This window comes from Brachybacterium sp. SGAir0954, from assembly GCF_005490785.1.
GTDB classification, from domain to species: domain Bacteria; phylum Actinomycetota; class Actinomycetes; order Actinomycetales; family Dermabacteraceae; genus Brachybacterium; species Brachybacterium rhamnosum.
This window is the reverse complement of sequence record NZ_CP027295.1, coordinates 264,786-289,371: the sequence shown is the minus strand read 5'-3', so window position 1 is coordinate 289,371 and position 24,586 is coordinate 264,786. Positions and strand designations below refer to the sequence as shown.

25 protein-coding genes are annotated in these 24,586 nt (G+C 73.7%); 15 read left to right on the top strand and 10 right to left on the bottom strand.

The window, feature by feature from the left end; translation table 11 throughout:
• The first annotated feature begins 126 nt into the window (after nucleotides 1-126).
• From C1N80_RS01260 to C1N80_RS01250, 3 genes are all read left to right on the top strand, one after another.
• On the top strand, nucleotides 127-960 hold the full coding sequence (locus C1N80_RS01260) for a sugar phosphate nucleotidyltransferase (protein ID WP_240811191.1): 834 nt from the start codon (nucleotides 127-129) through the stop codon (nucleotides 958-960).
• Entirely contained in the window at nucleotides 957-2,321 is a 1,365-nt protein-coding gene (locus tag C1N80_RS01255) for a galactokinase family protein (RefSeq protein WP_205750659.1), read from the top strand. Before C1N80_RS01260 ends, C1N80_RS01255 begins: the two co-directional genes overlap by 4 nt.
• Before the next feature lie 63 nt (nucleotides 2,322-2,384).
• Nucleotides 2,385-3,227 (top strand): hypothetical protein, encoded by an 843-nt coding sequence (locus C1N80_RS01250; protein ID WP_137769104.1) that lies wholly within the window; start codon nucleotides 2,385-2,387, stop codon nucleotides 3,225-3,227.
• A 27-nt stretch (nucleotides 3,228-3,254) separates the two neighbouring features.
• On the opposite strand, the gene C1N80_RS01245 is transcribed toward C1N80_RS01250, so the two are convergent.
• Nucleotides 3,255-4,217 carry a DMT family transporter gene (locus C1N80_RS01245; RefSeq protein WP_240811190.1) on the bottom strand — a complete coding sequence of 321 codons (963 nt, stop codon included), beginning with the start codon at nucleotides 4,215-4,217 and terminating at the stop codon, nucleotides 3,255-3,257.
• A gap of 186 nt (nucleotides 4,218-4,403) precedes the next feature.
• Between C1N80_RS01245 and C1N80_RS01240 the strand changes: the two genes are divergently transcribed.
• Together C1N80_RS01240 and C1N80_RS01235 are read left to right on the top strand one after the other, a co-directional pair.
• Nucleotides 4,404-5,624: a WXG100 family type VII secretion target gene (locus C1N80_RS01240; protein ID WP_137769103.1), complete on the top strand. Its 1,221-nt coding sequence runs from the start codon at nucleotides 4,404-4,406 to the stop codon at nucleotides 5,622-5,624.
• A 70-nt stretch (nucleotides 5,625-5,694) separates the two neighbouring features.
• Nucleotides 5,695-6,627 (top strand): aminotransferase class IV, encoded by a 933-nt coding sequence (locus tag C1N80_RS01235; protein ID WP_137769102.1) that lies wholly within the window; start codon nucleotides 5,695-5,697, stop codon nucleotides 6,625-6,627.
• A gap of 18 nt (nucleotides 6,628-6,645) precedes the next feature.
• On the opposite strand, the gene C1N80_RS01230 is transcribed toward C1N80_RS01235, so the two are convergent.
• Complete coding sequence (locus C1N80_RS01230) at nucleotides 6,646-7,602, bottom strand: sugar-binding transcriptional regulator (protein ID WP_240811189.1); 957 nt, start codon at nucleotides 7,600-7,602, stop codon at nucleotides 6,646-6,648.
• Nucleotides 7,603-7,750: 148 nt separating this feature from the next.
• Here C1N80_RS01230 and C1N80_RS01225 point away from each other — a divergent pair, with 148 nt between their 5' ends.
• From C1N80_RS01225 to C1N80_RS01190, 8 genes are all read left to right on the top strand, one after another.
• Nucleotides 7,751-8,242 carry a PTS sugar transporter subunit IIA gene (locus tag C1N80_RS01225; RefSeq protein WP_240811188.1) on the top strand — a complete coding sequence of 164 codons (492 nt, stop codon included), beginning with the start codon at nucleotides 7,751-7,753 and terminating at the stop codon, nucleotides 8,240-8,242.
• The gene (locus tag C1N80_RS01220; RefSeq protein ID WP_137769099.1) at nucleotides 8,239-8,706 is read left to right on the top strand and encodes an NUDIX domain-containing protein; all 468 of its coding nucleotides are present in this window, start codon (nucleotides 8,239-8,241) and stop codon (nucleotides 8,704-8,706) included. The genes C1N80_RS01225 and C1N80_RS01220 overlap by 4 nt, the downstream gene beginning before the upstream one ends.
• Before the next feature lie 100 nt (nucleotides 8,707-8,806).
• Nucleotides 8,807-9,655 (top strand): aldo/keto reductase, encoded by an 849-nt coding sequence (locus tag C1N80_RS01215; RefSeq protein WP_137769098.1) that lies wholly within the window; start codon nucleotides 8,807-8,809, stop codon nucleotides 9,653-9,655.
• A gap of 51 nt (nucleotides 9,656-9,706) precedes the next feature.
• Nucleotides 9,707-10,054 carry a hypothetical protein gene (locus C1N80_RS01210; protein ID WP_137769097.1) on the top strand — a complete coding sequence of 116 codons (348 nt, stop codon included), beginning with the start codon at nucleotides 9,707-9,709 and terminating at the stop codon, nucleotides 10,052-10,054.
• A gap of 110 nt (nucleotides 10,055-10,164) precedes the next feature.
• Nucleotides 10,165-10,728, top strand: a complete 564-nt coding sequence (locus C1N80_RS01205) for a hypothetical protein (RefSeq protein WP_137769096.1) — start codon at nucleotides 10,165-10,167, stop codon at nucleotides 10,726-10,728.
• A gap of 33 nt (nucleotides 10,729-10,761) precedes the next feature.
• On the top strand, nucleotides 10,762-11,349 hold the full coding sequence (locus C1N80_RS01200; protein ID WP_137769095.1) for an RNA polymerase sigma factor: 588 nt from the start codon (nucleotides 10,762-10,764) through the stop codon (nucleotides 11,347-11,349).
• A complete protein-coding gene (locus tag C1N80_RS01195; protein ID WP_137769094.1) occupies nucleotides 11,346-12,152 on the top strand; it encodes a hypothetical protein in 807 nt (268 codons plus the stop codon). The genes C1N80_RS01200 and C1N80_RS01195 overlap by 4 nt, the downstream gene beginning before the upstream one ends.
• Before the next feature lie 34 nt (nucleotides 12,153-12,186).
• The gene (locus C1N80_RS01190) at nucleotides 12,187-13,029 is read left to right on the top strand and encodes a serine hydrolase (RefSeq protein WP_137769093.1); all 843 of its coding nucleotides are present in this window, start codon (nucleotides 12,187-12,189) and stop codon (nucleotides 13,027-13,029) included.
• A gap of 58 nt (nucleotides 13,030-13,087) precedes the next feature.
• Here the strand turns inward: C1N80_RS01190 and C1N80_RS01185 are convergent, their stop codons facing one another.
• From C1N80_RS01185 to C1N80_RS01145, 8 genes are all read right to left on the bottom strand, one after another.
• Entirely contained in the window at nucleotides 13,088-14,236 is a 1,149-nt protein-coding gene (locus C1N80_RS01185; RefSeq protein WP_137769092.1) for a C40 family peptidase, read from the bottom strand.
• A gap of 89 nt (nucleotides 14,237-14,325) precedes the next feature.
• Nucleotides 14,326-15,459, bottom strand: a complete 1,134-nt coding sequence (locus C1N80_RS01180) for a dipeptide epimerase (protein ID WP_137769091.1) — start codon at nucleotides 15,457-15,459, stop codon at nucleotides 14,326-14,328.
• Nucleotides 15,456-16,607, bottom strand: a complete 1,152-nt coding sequence (locus C1N80_RS01175; protein WP_137769090.1) for a DUF819 domain-containing protein — start codon at nucleotides 16,605-16,607, stop codon at nucleotides 15,456-15,458. Before C1N80_RS01175 ends, C1N80_RS01180 begins: the two co-directional genes overlap by 4 nt.
• A gap of 154 nt (nucleotides 16,608-16,761) precedes the next feature.
• The gene (locus C1N80_RS01170; protein ID WP_137769089.1) at nucleotides 16,762-17,082 is read right to left on the bottom strand and encodes a DUF3870 domain-containing protein; all 321 of its coding nucleotides are present in this window, start codon (nucleotides 17,080-17,082) and stop codon (nucleotides 16,762-16,764) included.
• A 268-nt stretch (nucleotides 17,083-17,350) separates the two neighbouring features.
• A complete protein-coding gene (locus C1N80_RS01160) occupies nucleotides 17,351-17,791 on the bottom strand; it encodes a GNAT family N-acetyltransferase (RefSeq protein WP_205750658.1) in 441 nt (146 codons plus the stop codon).
• A gap of 89 nt (nucleotides 17,792-17,880) precedes the next feature.
• A complete protein-coding gene (locus tag C1N80_RS01155) occupies nucleotides 17,881-19,377 on the bottom strand; it encodes an NAD-dependent succinate-semialdehyde dehydrogenase (protein ID WP_137769086.1) in 1,497 nt (498 codons plus the stop codon).
• Nucleotides 19,378-19,548: 171 nt separating this feature from the next.
• The gene (locus C1N80_RS01150) at nucleotides 19,549-19,902 is read right to left on the bottom strand and encodes a hypothetical protein (RefSeq protein WP_137769085.1); all 354 of its coding nucleotides are present in this window, start codon (nucleotides 19,900-19,902) and stop codon (nucleotides 19,549-19,551) included.
• A 23-nt stretch (nucleotides 19,903-19,925) separates the two neighbouring features.
• The gene (locus C1N80_RS01145; protein WP_137769084.1) at nucleotides 19,926-21,623 is read right to left on the bottom strand and encodes a sodium:solute symporter family protein; all 1,698 of its coding nucleotides are present in this window, start codon (nucleotides 21,621-21,623) and stop codon (nucleotides 19,926-19,928) included.
• A 259-nt stretch (nucleotides 21,624-21,882) separates the two neighbouring features.
• On the opposite strand from C1N80_RS01145, the gene C1N80_RS01140 reads away from it, so the two are divergent.
• On the top strand, nucleotides 21,883-24,192 hold the full coding sequence (locus C1N80_RS01140) for a carbon starvation CstA family protein (protein WP_370297125.1): 2,310 nt from the start codon (nucleotides 21,883-21,885) through the stop codon (nucleotides 24,190-24,192).
• Complete coding sequence (locus C1N80_RS01135) at nucleotides 24,192-24,389, top strand: YbdD/YjiX family protein (RefSeq protein ID WP_137769083.1); 198 nt, start codon at nucleotides 24,192-24,194, stop codon at nucleotides 24,387-24,389. Before C1N80_RS01140 ends, C1N80_RS01135 begins: the two co-directional genes overlap by 1 nt.
• Nucleotides 24,390-24,586 lie beyond the last annotated feature (197 nt).

The following is a 24,586-nucleotide window of genomic DNA, read 5'->3' as shown; positions in this document are numbered from 1 at the left end:
CTGGAATCTGATGCTTCCGGTCGCCCCGAGCCTAGGCGTCCTCCGGACGGGACGGTCGCCCGGCGGCGCTGCCGGCGGGGTGGCGGGAGCTCTCCCGCGGCCGGGGCGCTCCGTAGACTCGGCGGGGTGAGCCACGACACCGAAGACAACGACACCGTCCGCCGCGCCGTGATCCTCGCGCGGGGGCTCGGCACCCGCATGCGCCGCGAGGACGCGGACGCCGATCTCGACGAGGCGCAGGCGAGCGTCGCCGCGAGCGGGGTGAAGGCCCTGATCGACGTGGGCCGGCCGTTCCTGGACTACGTGCTGTCCACCCTCGCGGACGTCGGCATCACCGAGGTGTGCCTCGTGATCGGCCCCGAGCACGACGTGCTGCGCGAGTACGCCGCCTCCCGCAGCGGCGGCCGCCTCACCGTCACCACCGCCGTCCAGGAGGAGCCGCGCGGCACGGCCGACGCCGTCGCCGCCGCCGCGGACTTCGCGGGCGACGAGCGGATCGTCGTGCTGAACTCGGACAACTTCTACCCGCGCGAGGCGCTCGAGGCGCTCGTCGCCGTGCAGGGCGCCGGGCTCGTCGGCTTCGACCGGGACGCCCTCGTCGCCGGCTCCAACATCGCCGAGGACCGGATCAGCGCCTTCGCCGTCGCCGCCGTGGACGAGCACCGGCAGCTGCGCAACATCATCGAGAAGCCGGACGAGGAGACCCTCGAGAACCTCGGCCGGGACTGCCCGATCTCGATGAACGCGTGGCTGTTCACCGCCGCGATCTTCGAGGCCTGCACCCGCATCGAGCCCTCCGTGCGCGGCGAGCTCGAGATCCTCGACGCCGTGCGCCTGCTCATCAGCGAGGGGGAGCCGTTCACCGTCGTCCCCGTCGAGGCCGGCGTGCTCGACCTCTCCTCCCGGGCCGACGTCTCCGCCGTGGCCCGCGCGCTCGAGGGCGTGGAGGTGTCCCTGTGAGCACGGTCCTCGAGCAGCTGCGCCGCGAGGCGGAGGAGCCCACCCACGCGGACTGGTCCAGCCCCCGCACCGCGACCTGGTTCGTGCCCGGCCGCATCGAGGTGCTCGGCAAGCACACCGACTACGCGGGCGGCCGCTCCCTGCTCGCCGCCGTCGACCTCGGCCACACCGTGCGCGCCGTCGAGCGCACCGACCGCGAGCTGCACGTGACCAGCGCGCTCGCGGGCGATCCCGTCGTCGTGGATCTCGACGCCCCCGCCCGCCATCCCTCCCCGCCCGGGCATTGGGGCGGGTACGTGCGCACCGTCGTCGAGCGCCTCGAGACGAACTTCCCGGGCCGCCTGCGCGGCGCCGAGGTGCACGTGACCTCGACGCTCCCGCTCGCCGCGGGCATGTCCAGCTCCTCCGCGCTCGTGGTGGGCCTCGCCCTCGCCCTGCTCGACCTCGCGGGCGTCGCCGACGAGCCGCCCTTCACCACCGAGATCACGACCGACGAGCAGCTCGGCGAGTACCTGGGCTGCGTGGAGAACGGGCAGAGCTTCGGCTCCCTCGCGGGGGACCACGGGGTGGGCACCTTCGGCGGCAGCGAGGACCACACGGCGATCCTGTGCGGCGTCGAGGGGGCGCTCGTGCAGTACTCCTTCTGCCCCGTGCGGCGCGAGCGGGAGGTGGCGCTCCCCGCGGGGCTGTCCCTCGTGGTCGCCGTGAGCGGCGTCGACGCGGAGAAGACGGGCGCCGCCCTCGCGGACTACAACCGCATCTCCCTCGCCGCCCGCGAGATCGTCACCCGCTGGCAGCAGGCGACCGGCCGCACCGAGAGCACCCTCGCCGATGCCCTCGCGACGGGCCCGGCGGCGCTCTCCCGGCTGCGGGAGCTCGTGGGGGAGGACAGCCCGCTCACCGGCCGGCTCGAGCAGTTCGTCGCCGAGTCGGAGCGGATCGTGCCCGCCGCCGCGCTCGCCCTCGAGGACGGCGACCTCGAGGAGCTCGGCTCGCTCGTGGACGAGTCCCAGGCGGGTGCGGAGACGGGCCTCGGCAACCAGATCCCCGAGACGGTGCGCCTGCAGCGGCTCGCCCGGGAGCTCGGCGCGCACGCCGCGAGCGCCTTCGGCGCCGGCTTCGGCGGCAGCGTGTGGGCCCTCGTCGGCCGTCCGGAGGCGCCCGACGGGGCCGCCGGGGCCGACGGAGCCGACGGGGCGGACGGCGCGCAGGCGGAGGAATCCGCTGAGGAGTCCGCCGAGCAGTTCGCGCGGCGGTGGCTCGCCGCGTACCGCGAGGAGTTCCCCGAGGCCGGTGCCCGCGCCACGACGCTCGTCACCCGGCCCGGGCCCGGCGCGCACCGCCTCGACCCCGAGGAGTGAGCCCTGCGCGGACAGGCCCTCCCGGCAGGGTGATCGCGGGGGCGGCTGTGCCACGATGAGCGCATGACCGCGCCCGTCCCCTCGCACCTGTCCTGGCCCGCCCCCGCCGCCGTCCTGCCCATCAGGGACCTGCGCCCGATCGTGGACCGCCTCAGCTCGACCGCGACCTCCCACGCGCAGGACGTCACCCTCCTGCCGGGCCTCGCGACCGGCGAGGAGGAGGTCGCCGCGGATCCGCCGCCCGCGCTCGAGCAGATCGTCGACGAGATCGGCGGCATCGAGGCCGGCGGGTTGCGTGTGCTCGACCTCCTCGTCGAGGAGCGCGTGGACGTGGGCCCGTACACGCTGCTCGGCGAGCACACCACCTACTACCCCCTGTACGAGGGGGAGGACGTGGCCGTGGTGCTCACCCTCGACGACGCCGGGACCCCCGGTGCGGTGCACGGGATCGGCGAGGACCTCGCCCTGACCCTCGCCGCGGAGGACCTCGCCGGCTGGATGACCCAGGTGGCCGACGCGCTCGAGGCCGCCCTCGCGCAGCTCGACGCGCGCGTGGTGGAGCTGCACGGGGAGGACGCCGCCGGCAAGGACACCCTGCGCGCGGAGGTGCTCGGCGAGCTGCTCGAGCAGCACCTGCTCGCCGACGTCCTCGGCCTCGGCGCGGAGGACGACCCGGAGCGGGAGGCCGCGCTCGCCGCCCGCGAGCTGCCGATCGTGGCGGCCGCCGACGCCGGCGCCGGCCCCCTGCCCACGCTGCCCGAGGGCGCGACCGCCGTCGCGGACCTGCGCGGCGCCCCGCTCGGAGCTCGCGTCGCCGTCATCGACGCGGAGCTGCCCGGGGACCCGCTGGACTGGCACGTCGCCTGGCGTGCGGGCGGTCGCGTGCTCGCCGTCGTCCCCGACTGAGCAGGACGGTCGGCCGGGAGGCGCCCGTCAGACCCGCCGGGGCCGCGAGGCCGTGACCCCGGCGGCGACGAGCGTGAGCACCGTGCCCGCGATCGTGAACGGCGTCAGATGGCCCGGCGCGGCGATCGCGTCGATCACGACGGAGCCGATGATCTGCCCCGCGATCGTGGACATCGCGAGGGTCAGCACGCCGAGCGGACCCGCGAGATGCGCCGCGAGGGCGATGAAGGCGACGCCCAGCGCCCCGCCGATGTAGAGCAGCGGGTTCGCGGGCGGCGGCTGCGGCGCCCCCACGACCGCCACGTGCACGAGCGCGGCGATGACCAGCGCCGTGGTGCCGACGACGAAGTTGCCGAGCGTCGCGACCATGAAGTGGCCGCTGTGCTGGGACACCCGGCCGTTGACCCCCTGCTGGAGGCCCACCGCGACGCCCGCGACCATCGGCAGGGCGAGCAGGTACCAGGGCGCGTCGGTCGCGATCCCGCCGGACATCGCCAGGGCCACCGAGGCGACCATGAGCAGGGCGCCCACGAGCCGGGTAAGCGTCAGGTGCCGCACCCCGCCGGGGCCCAGGCCCGTGCGGTCCACGACGAGCCCGGTGGCCGTCTGCCCCGCGACGACGCACACGATGAACAGGGCCACGCCCACCAGGCCCACCGTGAGGCCCTGGCCCAGCACGAAGCTCGCACCGCCCAGCCCGCCGAGCGCGAGGTACCAGGGGAAGGCGCCGCTGCGCAGGTCACCCACGAAGGCCCGGGCGAGCGTGCGCACGCGCGGGAGGAACACGAGCAGCACTAGGATCAGCACGAGCCCCGAGCCGAAGGAGATCGCCGCCGCGACGAAGCCGTCGTCGAGGGCGGCGGCGAGATCCGCGTTCACCCGGGACTGGATCGCGCCGAGCACACCGCCGGCGACGGCGGCGGGCAGGGCCCATCGAGGCACGTGGTGGTGGGATGCGGGCCGTTCGGCGGCGGGTGGCTCTGTCGTCATCACGGCGTCCATGGCGTGCTGGGGGAGGTCACGACCGACCACTGTATGCCCCGGGAGGGGGTGGCCGTGCCGGTGCTCAGCGCGCCCCGTCGATGGGGAGTGCTCCCCATCGCCGGGGGCGGGGGACCGCCGCTACGGTGAGCGGGACCGGGGGACGACCAGGGCCGAGGCAGGGGAAGAGGACGGATGAGCACCTTCATCGGGGCGGACACGGAGGCGCTGCGCGCCTTCGGTGCGACGGTCTCGCGCCGGGCCGACGAGATCGACGGCCTGTACGCGCAGCTGCGCTCCGCGATCGACGGGACCGAGTGGACGGGTGAGGACGCGGACCGCTTCCGCGCGCGCTGGAGCGGGAGCGTGCGCGCGGGCCTCGAGGACAGCGCGGTCGAGCTGCGCCTGCACGCCCGTCGCCTGCTGCACCACGCGGAGGAGCAGGATGCCACCTCGGCGCCGGACGCCCCGGGCGGGGGCTCCGGGTCGGGCGGCGGCGGTGCGGGATCGAGTGCCGGCGGGGGTTCCGGTGCCGGTGGCGGCGCGGGAGCCGGCTCCGGTGACGGCGGCGCGTCCGGCGGATCCGGTGGGGGCTCCGGGGCCGACGGCGACGCGTTCGCCGCGTTCTCCGAGGCCCTCGCCTCGGGCGACCCCGCGGCGATCCTCGACGCGCTGCTCGGCGACCGCGGCAGCCCGCTCCAGCAGGCGCTCGGCGAACTCCTGGACACCCCGGAGGGGCAGTCAGGCCTGCTCGCGGGGCTGCTCGGCGGGCTCATCGGCTCCGCACTGAGCGACATGCTCGGCGGGGGCATGGGCGGCGCGGGCGGTGAGGGCCTGGACCTCGAGAGCTTCCTCGCGGGCGTGGGCGCCGGCATGGGGCTCGCGCAGCTCCTCTCCGGTGCGGGCGGCGGGCTCGGCAGTGACCTCGGGGCCGGGCTCGGGGTCGGGGACGCCCTGGGCATCGGCGACGAGCTCGGCGCCGGCGGCGGCACAGGCTCCGCGGGCGGTGGCGCGGCGGAGGGGTCCGCCGGTTCGCCCTCGCAGGAGGGTGCGGGGTCCGAGGGATCCGGCGCCTCGGGCGGGGGCTCCGGCTCCTCCGGCGGTTCCGGTGGGGGCTCCGGCTCGGGCGGCGGCGGCGGGTCCGGTGGCGGCTCCGGCTCCGGAGGCGCGGGCGACAGCGGTGCCGATGGTGGCGGCTCGGGCAGCGGGTCCGGCGGTGGCGCATCGGGCGGCACCGGCGGCGGGACCGCCGAGGGCGCCGGCCAGAGCGGCGGCAGCGTCGCCTCCCACGTCGGAGTCCGGACCGAGGAGGGCGGCATGAGCCTGCTCGAGCGGATCCTGCAGATGATGGGTGAGGCCATGGGGCCGGGCAGCTCCCGGGCCGGCGGTGCCGGGGCGGAGATCGGCCGCTCCTGAGCCTGCCGGGCCGGGTCTACCCTGGACCCGGCCGCGCGCACCCCCGCGGCCGCGCCGACAGGAGGAACCGATGACGTCCACGACCGCCGCCCAGCCCGGCACCGACCAGGCCCGCCCCGAGGGCGCCGCACCCGCCCCGGTGCTGATCCTCGTCGAGGGCGCCTACGGTCCCGCCGCAGGCGGCGCACCGGACTTCCGCGAGGCGGACCCGTCGGCTGCGCAGCTCCTCGTCACCGACTTCGTCGCGACCCGCGGCGACGGGGTCTTCGAGACCCTCGGCGCCTTCGACGGCACGCTCGCGAACGTCGGCCCCCACCTGGACCGCCTCACCCGCAGCGCCGCCATGATCGACCTGGCGGGCCCCGACCACGACGTGCTCCGCGCCGCGCTCGAGGCGGCCGTCGCCGCCCACCCGCCGGTGCCCGAGCTGACCGTGCGCCTCTCGCTCACCCGCGGCGTCGAGGGCAGCGGCGTGCCCAGCTGCTGGATCCACGCCCGCGTCGCGGACGACTACGCCCCCGCCCGCGCCGGGCTGAGCGTCGTCTCCCTGGACCGCGGACTGCCCACCACCGCGCCGGCGTCGAGCCCCTGGCTGCTCGCGGGCGCCAAGACCCTCAGCTACGCCGTGAACATGGCCGTGCTGCGCGAGGCCCAGCGGCGCGGCGCGGAGGAGGTCCTCTTCGTCTCCTCCGAGGGCTACGCCCTCGAGGGGCCGACGTCGACCCTGCTCGTGCGACTCGGTGACCGCTGGGTGACGACCCCCGTGGACGCGGGCGTGCTGCCCGGCACGAGCGTGGCCAGCGCGTTCGCACTGCTGCGGGCCGAGGGTGCCGAGTGCGGCGAGGAGCTGCTGACCATCGAGCAGGTGCGGGAGGCCGACGCCGCCTGGCTGCTCTCCTCGGGCCGTCTGGCCGCGCCGATCCGGCAGCTCGACGGGGTGGACCTGCCCGTGGACGCCGCGCTCACCGCCCGCCTCGGCGACGCGATCGCCGGGCGCGCCTGAGCGCGGAAGAGGAGGAGATCAGGCCCGCTCGAGCATCGCCCGGGCGAGGTCCGTGTCCACCACGAGCGTGTGGATCGCGCCCGAGCGCAGCACGCCGATGACGCCCGGGGCCTTCTCCGCGCCCGCCGCGACCCCGAGCACCTCGGGGACCCGCAGCAGCTCGGAGAAGGTCACCGCGAGCACCCGCTGATCCGTGGGCGCGCCGAGCGGCACGCCGTCGCCGTCCACGAAGCGCCCGCACACGTCCCCCGCAGGGCGCTGGGCGAGGAACCGCTCGCGCTCCGCGGCGTCCAGGCGCATGAGCTCCACGATGTGCGGGGAGGAGTGCACGCCCGCGGAGCCGATGCCCACGAGGGCGAGCTCCACCTGCGCGGCCGCCTCGAGCACCGAGCCGATGCTCGACTCCCCGCGCAGCGTCGCGACCGCCGTCGCGGATTCGAGCACCGCCGGGGCGTAGAGCGTCTCCGCGCGGGCGCCGAGCCGCGAGGCGAGCGTGCGCAGCACCGACTCGCCCGCGTCGAGCTGGTCCAGGGCGCTGTGCCCGCCCACGAGCGGCAGCACCCGCGGGGCCGGCCGCAGGTGCAGCGACTCGAGCGCCGCGACGACGCTCTGGACCGTCTGCCCCCAGGAGACGCCGATACTCCCCACCTGCGGCGCGCGCCGGGAGAGCAGCGCCGCGCCCTCGCGTGCCACGGCGTCGATCCCGGGGGTGCGGGGCGCGGAGACCACGTGCACCTCCCGCAGGGAGAACGCGGAGCGCAGCGCCGCCTCGAGCGTCTCGTCGCGGCGGGGCGGGCCGTCCGGGTCGTGGATCGTGATCTCGACGATCCCGCGGTCCCGGGCCTGCGTGAGGATGCGGGAGACGTTCGAGCGGGACAGCCCCAGCTCCTCCGCGACCTCCGTCTGCGAGCGGCCCAGCTCGTAGTAGAGGCGCGCCGCCCGGACGACGACGGCGGTGTCACGGGGCGCGGGCATCGAGGCTCCAGGGGATCGGCGCGGCGGGGACGGGCCCAGCGTACGCAGGGCTCCCCGTCGCGGCGCCGATGGTGCCAGAATCAGGGCACCGCCCGAGGCCAGACGAGGGAGAGCGATGCCGCCCACCGAACCGCGACCGGAACCCCCCGTGCCCGAGGGGGAGATCGACATCGTCCTCGCGCTCAGCGGCCTGCGCGCCGCGGACGCCGAGGACGCCCTGCGCACCCTCGCCGCGCACCTGCTGGACGAAGGCTCCGTCGCCGAGGGCTTCCCCGCCGCGCTGCTCGAGCGGGAGCGCAGCTACCCCACGGGCCTGCCCACCCCGCTGCCCACCGCCATCCCGCACGCCGACCCGGAGTTCGTGCATCGGCCCGGCCTCGCGATCGCGACCCTCGCCGAGCCCGTCGGCTTCGGCGAGATGGGCGGCGGCACGGACGAGGACGGGCAGGTGCGCCGCCTGCCGGTGCGGCTGATCGCCATGCCGCTGCTCACCGACGCCCGCGCCCACCTGCGCGCCCTCCAGCACCTCATGGCGGTGCTGCGGGACGAGGCGCAGGTGACCCGGCTGCTCGACGCGGCCGACGACACCGATCTCGCCGGGCGCGCCTCGCGCCTGCTCGCCGGGGAGGAGGACGCATGAGCTCACCGCGACTGGGCGTGAAGGCGCTCGTGGTCCGCGACGGCCACGTCCTCATGAACCAGGTCCTCACCACCGACGGCGAGGAGCTGTACGGGCCGCCCGGCGGCGGCCAGGAGCACGGCGAGACCCAGGAGCAGGCGCTGCGGCGCGAGTGCCGCGAGGAGATCGGCGCCGACGTCGACGTCTTCCAGGTGGCCTGCGTGTACGAGGTGCAGCTGGGCCGGCGGCTCGTCGACGGCGCCCCGATCCCGCCGTTCCACCAGGTCAACGTCGCCTACTGGTGCGGCCTCGCGGAGGGGGAGGAGCCGGGGCTGGGCACCGATCCCGATCCCGGCCAGGTGGGATCGGTGTGGCTGCCGATCGACCGGCTCCACGAGTTCGACGTGCGCCCCCGGGAGCTGGGGGCCTGGCTGCAGGACGATCCCAGCAGCAGGCCCGTCGGCATCGGACCCACCGCCCCCTGAGGACCGGACGGTCGGAGATTCCTGGGAGCGTTCCCTCCGGCGTGGCTAGGGTGGATCCCGTACCTGCTGATCACCATCGACGTTCACGGAGGACACCCCCATGACCACGACGCCCCGCATCGACTTCCACGACGGCCGCTCCATCCCGCAGCTCGGCTTCGGCGTGTGGCAGGTGGGGAACGACGAGGCCGCCGAGGTGGTGGGCATCGCCCTCGAGACCGGGTTCCGCCACATCGACACCGCCCGCGGCTACAACAACGAGCAGGGCGTGGGCCGCGCCCTCGCCGCCTCCTCGCTGGCGCGCGACGACATCTTCGTGACCTCGAAGTGCCCCAACCAGGACCAGGGCCGCGACGCGACCCTGCGCTCCTTCGACGCGACCATGGCGGATCTGGGCCTCGACGAGCTGGACCTCTACCTCATCCATTGGCCCGCGCCCGGCAAGGGCCTCGCCGTGGAGACCTGGAAGGCCTTCGTCGAGCTCCACGAGCAGGGCCGCATCCGCTCGATCGGCGTCTCCAACTTCCGCGCCGAGGACCTCGAGAAGCTCGAGGCGGAGACCGGCGTGCTGCCCGTCCTCAACCAGATCGAGCTGCACCCCTACTTCACCCAGCCCGAGCTGCGTGAGCTGCACAGGAGCAAGGGCATCGTCACCGAGTCCTGGTCGCCGCTCGGTCAGGGCGGCGGCGAGCTCGAGGACCCGGTGATCGGCGCGATCGCCCAGGCGCGCGAGGTGAGCCCCGCCCAGGTGATCCTCGCCTGGAACCTCGCGCTCGGGAACGTCGTCATCCCGAAGTCCGTCACCCCGGAGCGCATCGCCCAGAACCTCGCCTCCCTCGACGTGGAGCTCACCGAGGACGAGATCGCGCAGATCAGCGCCCTGCACAAGGGCGAGGACGGCCGCCAGGGCCCGAACCCGAGCGAGTTCGGCGGCCACCAGGGCGCCTGAGCCGAGGCCACCGCCCGCAGCATCCGCAGCACCGAGAACCAGGAGGATCAGATGAGCGAGAACCCGTACGACGAGGTCACCACCGACGGCGGCGAGGACCGCCCCGAGGTCGACCGCGACTTCACCGGCCCCGACGGGGTCCAGGACGCCGACGCGATCCTCGAGCTCGAGCGCGAGCGGGACGTCTCCGAGCGCACCGACTCCGCCGCGGACTTCCCCGTCGAGCTCGGCGAGGAGGACGTCGCCGCCGCGGAGCAGGGCAACCGCGACGGTGACGAGATGGTCGCCGAGGGCGAGGACCCCCGCGAGGTCGCCGAGCTCGACGGCGACGACGAGGACGTCGACGCCTTCGAGGACGAGCCCTTCACCGAGGACGATCCGCTGCGCCGCGAGCGCTGAGCGGCCCTCGGCCATACCGATGGCACCCCAGGGGGCATGACCCGACCGGCATGCTCCCTGGGGTGCCGATTCTTCTCTGGTGCGGGGCCCGTCGGCCGTAGGGTCGGGGCATGAGCACCGAGGGAGCGGGAGAGCTGATCCATGTCGCGGCACCGCCGGGCACGGGGAAGAGCACCGTGCTGCCCCACCTCATCGCGCTGGCCCGAGGCTCCGCTGTCATCGCGGACATCGACGAGGTGCTCGAGGACGGGGCCCTGCTGGGTGTCCGGATCGCCGACCCGTCCGCGGCATCGCTCTGGCCGGCCTACGACCGCCACTGGGAGCGGATCTCTGCCCTGGTGACGCGCGCCGGGTTCGACATGGTGCTCCTCGTGCAGGTGCCGGACGAGCTCCCGCCGCCCGATCAGGTCACGGTCCTCGGCTGGGAGATCGACGACGCCGCCCGGGCATCCCGGCTCCGTGGCCGCGGCGAGCCGGAGCCGCTCGTCGCCGATGCGCTCTCGGACGCCGCCGCGCTCCGCGAGCTCCTGCCGCCGGCGTCGATCATCCGCACCGAGGGTGACACGTCGCCGCAGGACTGCGCCCGCCTCCTCTGGGAACGGGTGGAGCCCTGTCTCCGGGGGCACGAGTCGCCGCAGACCCCCGCCGGAGCGCACGACGGCTCGAGCCGGTGACACGCCCGGCGGGATGCCGGACAGGAACGGGACGTGACGACACCACAGGGCTCCGAGGACCAGCAGCGATTCGTCGCGCTCTTCGAGGACGCGTACGACCAGGTGCTGCGATTCGTCCGCCGTCGCCTCGAGGACGGTGCTGAGGACGTCACGGCCGAGGCGTTCCTCGTCGCTTGGCGCCGGCTCGACGACCTGCCCGCCGACCACGGCGACGCACGTGCCTGGGTGTTCGGCATCGCGCGCGGGATCATGGCGAACTCGCGTCGCGGCGCGAGCCGCCGGGACGCGCTCGCGGTGCGACTCGTGGACAGCGGCTCCGCGCGAGGGATCGTCGACGACGAGGACGACGCCGCCGTGCTGCGGATCGACCTCGCGACGGCATGGAACTCCCTCGCCGCCGCCGAGCAGGAGGTTCTCGCCCTCGCGGTGCTCGACGGCCTCACCTCGGCCCAGGCCGCCGAGGTCCTCGGGATCAGCGCGGTCGCGTTCCGGCTGCGCCTGTCCCGCGCGCGCCGTCGGCTCCGCGCCTCGATGGAGGCGCGGCCCGCCCCGTCACCGCCGAGGAGGGACTCGCTCCCCGTCGCCGCCCGTCGTCCTGCCACCCAGGAGCCCGCCTCATGAAGACCGCCGATCTCGACGCCGCCGCCCGCAGCCTCGATCCCGCCCCGCCCGCCGCTCGACCGCAGCGTGCCCGGGCGGACCTCGAGAGCATCCTCGCCACGCCCCGGACGACGCCCCGGCGCGTCCTTGCCGCCGTGCCGCCGCGTCGGGGGAGGCGCGTGCGCCGGTTCGCCCTCGCGGCCGTCGTCGCGGGCGTGCTCGGCGTCGGCGCCGCCGCCGGGCTGGGGGCGCTGCGACCCACCACCGCTGCCGCCTCCTGGACCGCCGCCGGGTCACCGGCCGCCCCGGACAGCGCCGGTGCCCAGCAGTGCCTCACCTGGTGGAGCACGCCGAACCCCGAGACCGGTCCGGTCGAGCCGCGACTGCGGGTACAGGAGCAGCGAGGAGACACCACGCTCGCGATCGGCGAGGACGGCGACGGCGACGAGCTGCTCTGCCTGGCGACGCTCGTGCCGGGACAGGAGCCCGTCGGAGGGACCACCTCGGCCCTCGAGCCGCCCGGGGCGGGGGAGGTGCCGGCCGACGGGGCGATCGCCGTCGTCGTGGACACCGCCTTCTCCTCCGCCGAGGCGCAGAACGGATGGCAGCCCTCCGGACACACCGCCGTCGCCGGCCATGTGGGCGATCAGGTGGAGAGCATGGTCCTGGAGACCTCGGCCGGGCCGGTCGAGGCCAGCATCGACGACGGGCTGTTCCTGGCCTGGTGGCCGATCACCGACGACGGCGACCCCCACCCGACCCCGGAGGCCACGCTCACGCTCGAGGACGGCACGACCCGGACCGTGCAGCTCTCGGCGCCGTGAGCGGGCGCGGTGCCGTCGGCCGTAGGGTCGAGGCATGAGCGCCGAGCCCCTGCCCACCGCCGCCGCGAGCACCGAGGAGCATGTGGCCGTGTGCCTGCTGGACGGGGCGGGCCGGGTGCTGCACGAGCGAGACGCGGATCGTCCCTTCTACGCGGCGAGCACGATCAAGCTGCACGTCCTGCTCGCCGCGCTGCAGGCGGCGCAGGGCGGCGCACTCGACCTCGACGCCGAGGTCCCCGCGACGCGCGGCTTCGTCGGCGCCGACGGCCGCCCCTTCACCCTGGGCGGCGACCACCTCGACCCCACGCACCCGGCCGAGGGGGCGCCGATCGCGGTGCGCGAGCTGCTCGTGCGGATGATCGACCGCTCGAGCAACGAGGCGACGGACCACACCGTGGCCCTGCTCGGCGGCGGCGTCGGCGCACCCCCGGAACAGGGCCTCGCCGCTGTCGCCCGCACCATCGCGCGCCTGGGCCTCACGGCGACGCGCGTCGAGCGGCTCATCGGGGACGCCTCCGCGATCACGGCGGGCGCCACGAACGAGACCTCCGCCCGGGACCTCGCCCGCACCGTGCACGCCCTCGCCGGGGACCCCGACCTGCTCGGGGACGCCGCGCGCACGCTCGCGCTGGACGCCCTGCGCGCCCAGCGGATCCGCGTGATCACCACCGTGCTGCGGGACGGCGTGGACGCCGGCTCGAAGACGGGATGGGTGGAGGGCTACCGCCACGACGTCGCCGTGATCGGCGAGGCGGGCTCGCCCGAGCGGCGCGTGCTCGCCGTGCTCACCTCCGGGCTGCCGCAGGACGAGGCCGATGCACGGATCGTCGCGGCGGCGCGGGAGCTGCTGCCGCCCGCCGTGCTCGCGCCGGCCTGAATGGCGACGGGGCCCGCAGTCGGTCGATGACCGGCCACGGGCCCCGTTCCCTCCCAGATCAGCCGGCGAGCGGGACGCGTCGCGCGCCCGCGTACTCGCCGTCCGTGTCGTACTCCTCGAGGGACATGATCTCGACGCTGCGGGACGCGTTCGGCGCCTGCATGATCATCCCGTCGCCCACGTACATGGCGACGTGGCGGATCGAGGTCGCGCCCGGCTTCGTCAGGAAGAACACCAGGTCACCGCGCTGGAGATCCTCGCGGGCGACCTCCTCGAGACCCGAGTTCCGCATCTGCGGGCCGGCGTCGCGGTGCAGGGTGATGCCGTGGTGGTGGAAGAGCGTGTACGTGAACCCGGAGCAGTCGAAGCCCCACGCGCTCACGCCCGCCCACAGGTAGCGCAGGCCCAGGAACCGCTCACCGGTCGCGATGACCTCGTCGGCCGTGGGCAGCGGCGGCGTCCCGCCCGGCTCACGGACCACGACGTCGGCGGCGGGGAGATAGGCGGGCTCGCCGCCGGGGACGGCCACCTGCACGGCCTTCGCGGTGCGCCTCAGCACCGGCAGGACCGTGTCGAAGGAGACGGGGATCCCCGGGTGGTTGCCCGACGGGGTGCCGGTGAGGCGGCTGGTCAGCGCGGTCACGGTCGCCGTCGGCGCGGTCTCGGCCCGCTCGAGGAAGCGGTCGTCGGGGACGAGCTGTGCGAGCGGCACCCAGCCGGGGTAGCCGCGCTCGTCGCGCGGGGTGGGCTGCGCGGTGACGACCACGTGCGCCCAGTCGCCGTCGACCTCGTCGACGATCACGCGGCTGCCGAGCACCGCCTGGGACTCGAGCTCGCCGGTGAGCCAGCGCCGCGTCTCCGTGTCCTGCATGTTCGCGTTCCACGCGTCGAGATCCACGGGGTTCGTGAGCGACGGGTCGTCGATGCCGGGCCGGTTCGTGCGCGGCTCCACCCAGAGCGTGGTCGCGGAGACCGCGACGACGGCCTCCTCCCCGGCGCGGGGAGCGCGGGTGGTGGCGGCCGACGGGCCTGCGACGGCCGACGGGGCCGCGAGGGCGCTCGAGGCGCCGGCGGCGGTCGCGAGGCCGGCCGCGCCGAGGCCCGCGGCGCCGAGCGCGGCGGCGCGCAGACCGGCACGGCGGGAGAAGCCGGCGTCGGCGCCGGTCAGGGGAAGAATGCTGCGGGGAGTGCTGTCGTTCCGGGACATGAGAGGTCCTTCCGGTGGGGCCGCGGCGGGTGGTCCGCCGCGACGGGGATCGGGATGAGGTCCGGGTTCCAGGTCCTGCGGGGAGGAGGTCAGTGCTCACCCCCGTCAGGATCGCTCGACGGGTCCAGGAGGTCGAGGCCCAGCCCGGGGCCGCCCAGCAGGCGGAGACGAGCACCGTCCTGGACGTAGCCGCCGCCGGGCAGGGGCGAGGCGAACCAGGCGGGCGGGTCGAGGTCGATGAGCGTGATCGCCGGATGCGCGACGGCGAGGTGCGCGGCCGCCGTGATCGAGATCCGCGGCTCCATCATCGCGCCGATCATGCAGGTCAGGCCTGCTTCCTGGGCGACGTCGGCGATGGCGAGCGCCTCCCGGACCCCGCCCGTCTTCGCGAGCTTGATGTTGAGGAGGTCCGCGGCGCCCGCGTCGACGAGACGGCGCGCGTCGGCCGCGGTCCACACGGCCTCGTCGGCCATGATCGGCAGACCCACCGCGGCCCGCACCCGGGCGAGGCCGTCGACGTCCGCGGCCGGGACCGGCTGCTCGACGAGGTCGATCGGCAGGGCGTCCGCCTCGAGCCCGGTGAGGATGCGGATCGCCTCCTCGGGGCTCCAGCCCTGGTTCGCGTCCAGGCGCAGGCGCACCCCGGGAGCCGCCTCGAGGACCGCGTCGAGCCTCCGACGGTCCTCCTCCGGGTCGCGGCCCAGCTTGATCTTGAGGATCTGCTCGCCGGAGTCCACGGCCTCGCGGGCGCGCCGCGCCATGACCTCCGGCTCCTCGAGGGAGACGGTCATGTCGTTGAGCAGCTCGCCCCCCGTGGAGCCGCCCAGCAGCTCCACGAGCGGGACCTCGGCGGCACGGGCGGCCGCGTCGTGCAGGGCGACGTCGAGCGCGGCCTTCGCGCTCGTGGCCCCGGGGAGGGCGCCGGCGATCCGCGCGGCGAGCTCCGGCAGGGTGCCGCGGGCCCCGGTGAGGGCCGCGCCGAGCGGGCCCGTGAGCGCCTCGTGGATCGTGGCGGCGGACTCGCCGGTGACCGCGACGGTCTCCGCCGCGGAGCCCTGGCCGACGACGCCGCCGTCGAGCTCCACCTCCGCGACGACGAAGGCGACCGAGTCGGTGCGGCGGGCGGCGGTGACGAAGGGGCGCAGCAGCGGGGAGCGGTGGCGGTGCGCGCGCACCGCCACCACGTGCAGGGGAGCGGCGGGGGAGCGGTCGTCGATGCTCACAGCGCGGACATCACCTGCGCCGCGATGAGCCCCACGAACGTTCCGATGAACGAGCCGATCAGCGCGAACAGCACGCCCACGGGCACAAGCTGCCGGTTGAAGGCGCTCGCCACGACCGGCGCGGAGGCGATGCCGCCGATGTTCGCCGTCGAGGCGACGGCGAGGGAGAACAGCTCGACCTTCGCGATCTTCGCGTAGGCCAGCATGATCACGATGTGCACGACGAGCACGAGGACGCCCATCAGCAGGTACAGCGGCGCCTCGGTGATCGCGGAGAAGTCCGAGCCCGAGGCGATCTGGCCGATCACCACGAACAGCATGAGGCTCGCGATCTCGCTCGCGCCGGCCGTGGTGCCGAGCGGCGTGAGCGCCACGACGAGGCCCAGCACGGAGACGATGAGGATCGACCAGGTGGTGCCGTTGACGACCGCACCGAACTCCGGCAGCAGGCCGCCGATCCAGATCGAGAGCGTCGAGACGAAGATGGCGCCGAAGGCGACGATCGCGAGGGAGGTGCCGGTGATCGGCTTCTTCTCCTCCTCCGCGGCGCCCGCGTGCACGTCGAGGTAGGCGGTGTTCGCCTTCGTCCAGCGGTTGAAGCGCGGCGAGATCGCGACCGAGGCGAACATGAGCATGAGCCACACCGAGTACATGATCGTGTCGGTGATCAGGGCGTAGCCGAAGATGTTCTCGGGCGCCTGCAGGATGTCCTGCACGGCGACCATGTTGGCGCTGCCGCCGGTCCAGGAGGCCAGCAGCGCGCCGAGCACCTTCCACGCCTCGGGGTGCAGCGCGCCCTGGAACAGGGCGTACACGAGCACCATGCCGATGAACAGGGACGCGGAGGCGACGAACATCGTCAGCAGGAGCTTGGGGCCCAGCTTGATGATCTTGCGCAGGTCGCAGCCGAAGAGGAACAGGAAGATCATCGCCGGCAGCAGGACGTTCTTGACCTCGGTGATGGGGGCGCGGGTCGCCTCGTCCTGACCGAACACGCCGATCGAGTTGAGGGTGGCGCACAGCAGGTACATCAGCACCATGCCGGGGACGTACTTGAACAGCTTCCAGCCGGTGGTGCGTTCCAGGACGATGAGCACGCACGACAGTCCGAGCAGGACGCCGAGCATGAGCAGGCCGTCGGTGATCACGGGGACTCCTCAGAGGGGGAAGGGCTCCGGCCGGTTCCGGGGACAAAAAAATCGGAAGCATCGCACAGGGCGCCGCGAGGGCGCGCTGCGGATGCTTCCGACGGGTTCCGGTTCGGTGAGGTCCCGGGCGGACGGAGCGGGTATGCGGTTGTGGTCAGGCGGAGGAGCCGGCCGCCAAGTCGCGGTACTTCGCTGCTGCGCTGCGCACGGAGGCGGCGAGCGCCCGCTGCGAGGAGCCGTGGTACCTGTCGGTGATGGTTCCCACCAGGGCGTCGTCGTCGAGGAGGGAGCGCCCCACCAGGAGCTCCCGCACGAACTCGGTCGTCAGCGGGAGGGTGGCGGAACAGTCCGCAGCTCGTATGACGTGGGTCTCAGTATCGACGACGAGGCCCACGAAGAACAAACCCCACTGCGTCGTGATCGGATTGTTGCTCGGCGCCTTGGCCTCGCCGGTCAGATAGATCGTGGTCCCCATCCCGCGAGTCTATGCAGGTCGGGAGCCGAGCGCTCGGTGTCGGCGCGCCTGCGGATCACCGGGTCGCCCGGGGTCGGCAGGTGTGTGGTCGTGGCGCTCCAGGCGTGGTCGATTTTAGAGCCATAGCCCTGGCCCCGGGCCCTTGGCTCATTTTCAAGCCATCTCTGGAGCGTCCCGGCACAGGCACAGGCACGGGCACGGGCACGGGCACCGGCACCGGCACCGGCACCGGCACCGATGCTCGACCGTGCCCGGGGGTCCTGGCACGTCAACCGGCGCGGATCGCGCCGGCGGGGCGCTCCAGCAGGACGGTGCGGAAGGTCGGGAAGTCCTTCGCGCCCACCTCGGTGAAGCCGAGCGGCAGGTAGTAGGGGAGGAGATGCGGCGCGAAGTCCAGGCGCAGCAGTCGTCGGGACCGACGCTCGGCCTCCGCCTCGGCGAGGTCGAGCACCAGTGCGCCCAGGCCGCGGCCGGAGGCGGCCGGATCGGTCATGAGCCCGTGCGCGTAGAGCGCGGGGTCCGCGGCGCGCTCGTGCTCGCCCCAGAACAGCGGGTCCGCGTCGACCAGGCGCACCGCGGCCTCGAACGCGCCGGGCCCCGTCGGCCCACCGGCGTCGAGGGCGTGCCACTCGGCGCGGCCCACCTCGGCATGGATCGTGGCGTCGTCGAGCGAGCCGACCGCCCACTGCACCACGCCCCGACGCTCCATCCACCGCTCCCGTGCACGACGCATCGTGGCGAGGCGAGGCACGTCGGCGGGGGAGCAGCGGCGGAGCCTGACGGGCGCGTCCGCCGGCGTCACAGGGGCAGGCGCACGTAGGTCTTCTCGAGGTACTCGTCGAGCCCCTCGTGGGAGCCCTCGCGGCCCAGCCCCGACTCCTTCACCCCGCCGAAGGGGGCGGCGGCATCGGAGGCGACGCCGAGGTTCACGGCGACCATGCCGGACTCGATGCGGCCCGCGACCGAGGTGACCTCGGCGAGGTCGGAGCCGGCGACGTAGCTCATGAGCCCGAACTCGGTGCGGTTCGCGGCGCGGACCATCTCGTCGACGTCGTCCATCACGGTGATCGGGGCGACCGGACCGAAGATCTCCTCGCGGTGCACGCGCGCCTCGAGCGGGACGTCCGCGAGGACGGTCGGCAGATAGTAGTAGCCGCCCTCGCAGCCCTCCGGCAGCTCCTCCGGGGTGGGGCGTCGGCCGCCCGCGAGGACCTTCGCGCCGCGGTCCACGGCGTCGGCGACGAGCTCCTCGATCTTCTCGAGCGCCTTCTCCTCGATCATCGGGCCCATCGTCGTGCCCTCCGCGATCCCCGGCCCCACCTGCAGGGCCTTCGTCCGCTCGGCGAGGCCCGCGGTGAACTCCTCCGCCACCGAGGCGTGCACGTAGAAGCGGTTCGCGGCCGTGCAGGCCTCGCCGTTGTTGCGGAACTTCGCGGGCACAGCCGCCTCGAGCGCCGCCGCGGGATCCGCGGAGGGCAGCACGAGGAAGGGGGCGTTCCCACCCAGCTCCATCGACGCCTTCAGCACGTGCTCCGCCGCCTGGCCCAGCAGGGTGCGGCCCACGCCCGTGGAGCCCGTGAAGGAGACCTTGCGCAGGCGCGGATCCGCCATGAGCGTGCTCGAGAGGCCCGTCGAGTCCGAGGTGACCACGGCGTTCACGACACCGCGGGGCACGCCGGCGTCGGCGAGGATCTGGATCAGCGCAAGGCTCGTGAGCGGTGTGAGCGAGGCGGGCTTGAGCACGACGGTGCACCCGGCCGCGAGGGCCGGGGCGATCTTGCGGGTGCCCATTGAGAGCGGGAAGTTCCACGGCGTGATCGCGAGGACGGGGCCGACGGGCCGGACGGTCGTGAGGATCGCGTGGTCCGCGGCGGGCGCCCGGCGGAACTCACCGCCCGCTCGCACGGCCTCCTCCGCGAACCAGCGCAGGAACTCCGCCCCGTAGACGACCTCGCCGCGGGCCTCCGCGAGCGGCTTGCCCATCTCGAGGGTCATGAGAAGGGCGAGGTCCTCCGCCCGCTCGTGGCACAGCGTGTAGGCGCGCTGCAGGATCTCGGCGCGCTCGCGGGACGTGGTCGCGGCCCACTCCTCCTGGGCGGCGGCCGCGGCATCGAGGGCGCGCAGGCCCACCGTGGGGGCGTCGGCGTCGACGACCTGGGTGAGGGGGCGGCCGGTCGCGGGGTCGACGACGTCCAGCGCGGGCGTGCCGCCCAGGAACGCGCCGTCCACGAAGGAGCTGCGCGGCGTGCGCTCGAGGAGCTCGGCGATGCGGGCGGGGCTGACGGCGGTGGTCACGGTGCTCTCCTCCGGGACGGGATCGGGCGGACGCCTCCATCCTGCACCCACGACGGCCCGCGCGGTGGACCGTGGGGAAGGCCCGCACCGGGCCCGACGAGCGCGGCCCCGCTCCCGGAGAGGGGAGCGGGGCCGCGCCGCGGTGGGACGGGTGTCGCGGTGGGGCGAGCGTCAGAGGGCCGCGATGTCCTTCTTGTCCTCGGCGCCCGGCTCGTTCTCCCGGACCACGATCCGGATCGGCTCGAGCTTCGCCCACAGCAGGAAGGCGGCGCCGACGACGGCCATGCCGATCCCGGCCCACAGGTTCGCGTTCATGCCGTCGGTCTTCGCGGACTCCGCCGGGTCGAAGGCGAACAGCCCCATGAGCACCAGCACCACGCCGAAGATGCCGACGAGGAGGCCGATGAAGTTGCGGATGTCGAAGGCGCCGGCGGTCTGGACCGTCGCGTCGCCGGGGACGTCGGCCGCCGAGCCGTCGGCCGCAGCGGCATCGGCCGCAGGGCTCGTGTCCTTGTGCGAGTTCATGTCAGGTTCTCCTTGGTCCGCGGTCACGCGAAGACGACGTTGAGGATGATGACGAGGGCCAGCGCGATCCCGGCCATCGGCACCGGACGGCGGAAGAACGGCAGCGCCTTCTCGTCCGGGTCCACGAGATCGGCGCGCGGGGTCTCGGAGTAGACGAGGCCCTTGAGCTCGTGCGCCGGCTTCGGCGTCGTGAACTGGGTGACGATCACCGAGACCACGATGTCCACCACGAAGGCGGTCGCCGCGGAGAGGAACGCGAGGCCCTGGCCCGGCAGCGTGAAGACCTCGAAGAAGGTCGAGCTCGCCCACAGCACGATCGCGGAGAGGGTGCCCGCCACGAGGCCCGCCCAGCCGGCCGTCGGCGTCATCCGCTTCCAGAACATGCCGAGGATGAACGTCGCGAACAGCGGCGCGTTGAAGAACCCGAAGAGGGTCTGCAGGTAGTCCATGAGGTTCGAGAACTGCCCGGCGATGAGCGCGGTGAAGATCGCGACGATGCAGGCCACGAGCGTCGCGAGGCGACCGATCTTGATGTAGTGGTCGTCCGGCGCGTCCTTCTTCACGTACTGCTGGTAGAGGTCGTAGCTGACCACCGTGTTGAACGCCGAGATGTTCGCGGCCATACCGGCCATGAACGCGGCGAGCAGGCCCGCGATCGCGACGCCCAGCAGGCCGTTGGGGAGCACGTCCCGCATGAGCAGCAGCAGCGCGTCGTTGTAGGTGACGCCCGTGGCGGCGGCGCCCGCGGCGTCCTTCGCGTAGTCCATCTGCTTGAACTGCGCGAGGTCCGTGACCAGCACGCCGGCGATCATGCCCGGGATGATGACGATGAAGGGGATGAACATCTTCGGGAACGCGCCGAGGATCGGCGTCATCCGCGCGGCGGTGATCGACTTGCTGGCCATCGCGCGCTGGACCTCGACGAAGTTCGTCGTCCAGTAGCCGAAGGAGAGCACGAAGCCCAGGCCGAACACGATGCCGACGACGGAGAGGATCGGGCTGTCGAAGCCGGAGAGCTGCTCGCCCGGCCAGGTGTGCAGCTCCGAGGAGCCGAGCATGCCGTTGCCGGAGATCTTCTCCGTGAGTCCCTGCCAGCCGCCCACGCGGTGCAGGCCGATCAGCGTCAGCGGCAGCAGCGCCGCGACGATCACGAAGAACTGCAGCACCTCGTTGTAGATCGCGGCGGAGAGCCCGCCGACGGTGATGTAGAAGAGCACGAACGCGGCGGCGAGGATGAGCCCCACCCACATCGGCCAGCCCAGCAGGCGGTTCACGATCGTCGCGAGCAGCGACAGGTTCACGCCCGCGATGAGCAGCTGCGCCACGGCGAAGCTGATCGAGTTCACGAGGTGGGCGCCGGTGCCGAAGCGCATGCGCATGAACTCGGGGACCGAGCGCACCTTCGAGCCGTAGTAGAAGGGCATCATCACGACGCCCAGAAACAGCATCGCCGGGATCGCGCCCACCCAGAAGTAATGCATGGTGGGCAGGCCGTACTGGGCGCCCGTCGCGGACATGCCCATGATCTCCACCGCACCGAGGTTCGCGGAGATGAAGGCGAGGCCGGTGACCCAGGCGGGCAGCGAGCGGCCGGAGAGGAAGAACTCGATGGAGTTGGAGACGCCGCGCTTGGCGAACCACCCCACACCGAGGACGAAGACGAAGTAGAGCGCGATGATCGCGTAATCGATCCACTGCGCGTCCAGGCGGACGTCGACCATGGGGACTGCTTTCGAGGGAAGGAATGGGGGAGCGCCCTGGGCTCGGGACGCGCTGTTGCGTCGGCCGCGGGGCGATGGCGGGGTGCCGCCGGGCGGCCACGCTACCACCGAGTTCGCTCACAGGGGAGAGCCACCTGCGGCGAACGGGGACACGGGTGGGGTCGGGATGTTAGTGCCACGTCGGCTGACCTGAGCGGGTTAGCCTGTCGACGGCCGCGATCCCCGGCGGCCGGTCGACGACGACCCCAGGAGGTCCCCCTTGTCCCCCGCTTCCCCCGGCCCCTCCTCGCACGCCGGCCCGCCGCCGGACGCCGCGCCCTCCGCGGGCGCCACGGCCACCACCACCCCGCCGCCCGCCGCCGTGGACCCCGCCGCGCGCCGCGAGGAGCGCCGCTGGACCCCGCCGAAGATCGCCCTGTGGGTCGGCATCTCCCTCGTCGGCGCGCTCGGCTGGCTCATGCTCGCCCTCGCCCGCGGCGAGGCCGTCAACGCCATCTGGTTCGTCTTCGCCGCCGTCGCCACCTACCTCGTGGCCTACCGCTTCTACGCGAAGTTCATCCAGGACAAGCTCGTCCGGCCCGACGACACCCGCGCCACCCCCGCCGAGACCTCGTACGACGGCAAGGACTACGTCCCCACCGACCGTCGGATCCTCTTCGGCCACCACTTCGCGGCGATCGCCGGCGCCGGCCCCCTCGTGGGACCCGTGCTCGCCGCCCAGATGGGCTACCTCCCCGGCACCATCTGGATCATCGTCGGCGTCATCCTCGCGGGCGCCGTCCAGGACTTCCTCGTCCTCGTCATCTCCATGCGCCGCCACGGCCGCTCGCTCGGCCAGATGGCCCGGGACGAGCTCGGCATCGTCGGCGGCATCGCCGCGTTCATCGCGACCCTCACGATCATGCTGATCATCGTCGCGATCCTCGCGATGGTCGTCGTGAACTCCCTCGGCGAGAGCGCCTGGGGCGTCTACTCCGTGGGCCTCACCATCCCGATCGCCGTGTTCATGGGCATCTACCTGCGCTACCTCCGACCCGGCAAGGTCTTCGAGGTCTCCATGATCGGCGTCGTGCTGCTGCTCGCCGCGATCGTCTCCGGCCGCTGGGTCGCCGAGAGCGACTGGGGCCAGGCGATCTTCCACCTGGACCGCCCGGTCCTCGCCGCGGCGATCATCGTCTACGGCTTCCTCGCCGCCGTGCTGCCCGTGTGGGTGCTGCTCGCGCCCCGCGACTACCTCTCCACCTTCATGAAGATCGGCACGATCGTCATGCTCGCCGCGGCGATCGTCCTGGTGCGCCCGCAGATCGACACCCCCGCGATCTCCGAGTTCGCCTCCCGCACCGACGGCCCCGTCTTCACCGGCGCCCTGTTCCCCTTCCTCTTCGTCACCATCGCCTGCGGCGCCCTCTCCGGCTTCCACGCGATGATCGCCTCCGGCACCACCCCGAAGCTCGTCGAGAAGGAGTCGCAGACCCGGATGATCGGGTACGGCGGCATGCTCATGGAGTCCTTCGTCGCGATCATGGCGCTCGTCGCCGCCGTCTCGATCGACCGCGGCATCTACTTCGCCATGAACTCCTCCGCCGCCGCGACCGGCGGCACCGTCGAGGGCGCCGCCCAGTTCGTCAACTCCCTGGGCCTCATGGGCGTGAACCTCGACCCCGCGACCCTCGAGGAGACCGCGAAGCAGGTGGGGGAGGAGTCGATCGTCTCCCGCACCGGCGGCGCCCCCACCCTCGCCGTGGGCCTCGCCGGGATCATGCACCGCCTGATCGGCGGCCCCGGCATGATGGCGTTCTGGTACCACTTCGCGATCATGTTCGAGGCGCTGTTCATCCTCACCAGCGTCGACGCCGGCACCCGCGTCGCCCGCTTCATGCTCTCCGACGCCCTTGGCGGCATCAACCAGCGCTTCCGCGACCACTCGTGGCGGCTCGGCGCCTGGCTCACCACGGCGATCATGGTCGCCGGCTGGGGATCGATCCTGATGATGGGCGTGCTCGACCCGCTGGGCGGCATCAACACGCTGTTCCCGCTGTTCGGCATCGCCAACCAGCTGCTCGCCGCGATCGCCCTGTCGATCTGCCTCGTCGTCTTCGCCCGCAAGGGCCGGCGCCGCTCCCTGCTCGTGATCGCCGTGCCGCTGCTGTTCACCGCGGTCGTCACGATCACCGGCTCGTTCCAGAAGATCTTCTCCGCCGATCCAAAGGTCGGCTACTGGGCGAACCACATGGCCTACCGCGACGCCCTCGCCGCCGGGAAGACCGAGCTGGGCCTCGCCAAGACGGCCGAGGACATGCAGGCCGTCGTCTTCAACACCGCCGTGCAGGGCTCCCTCTCGATCCTGTTCGTGGTGTGCACGATCATCGTGCTGATCGTGTCCCTGTGGCGCACCCTCCAGGCCCTGCGCGGCGTGAACCTGCTGGACACGGAGGCGCCGTACGTGGAGTCCGAGTACTTCGCCCCCTCCGGCATGGTGCCGACGGCATCGGAGAAGGAGCTCGGCGGGCAGTGGAAGTCGTACCTCGCCGAGCACCCGGAGAAGGACCTCGCCGGGGGAGGCCACTGATGAGCGGGGCCGCGCTGGTCGCGGCGCTGCGGGAGGTCCGACGGCTCGCGCGCGGGGTCCTCGGCTCCGACGCCTACGACCTCTACCTCCACCACCACCGCATCACCGGCTGCACCCACCCGCCGCTCACCGAGCGCGAGTTCTGGCGCGCGAAGTACGCCGAGCAGGACGCGAACCCCGGCGCCCGCTGCTGCTGAGCGGCGCGGCGTGGGGCCGGCCCGCAGCCGGTGGGCGGCGGGGCGCGGCGGGGCCGCTGAACGCACGGGACGTCCTCGCGCAGGTCCCCGCCCTGAGGGGCACACCTGCGCGAGGACGTCCCGTGGGCTCTGAGGCGGCCGGTGCTCTCGGCGTACGGGACGTCTTCGTACGGGTCTCCGCCCTGAGGGGCCGACCC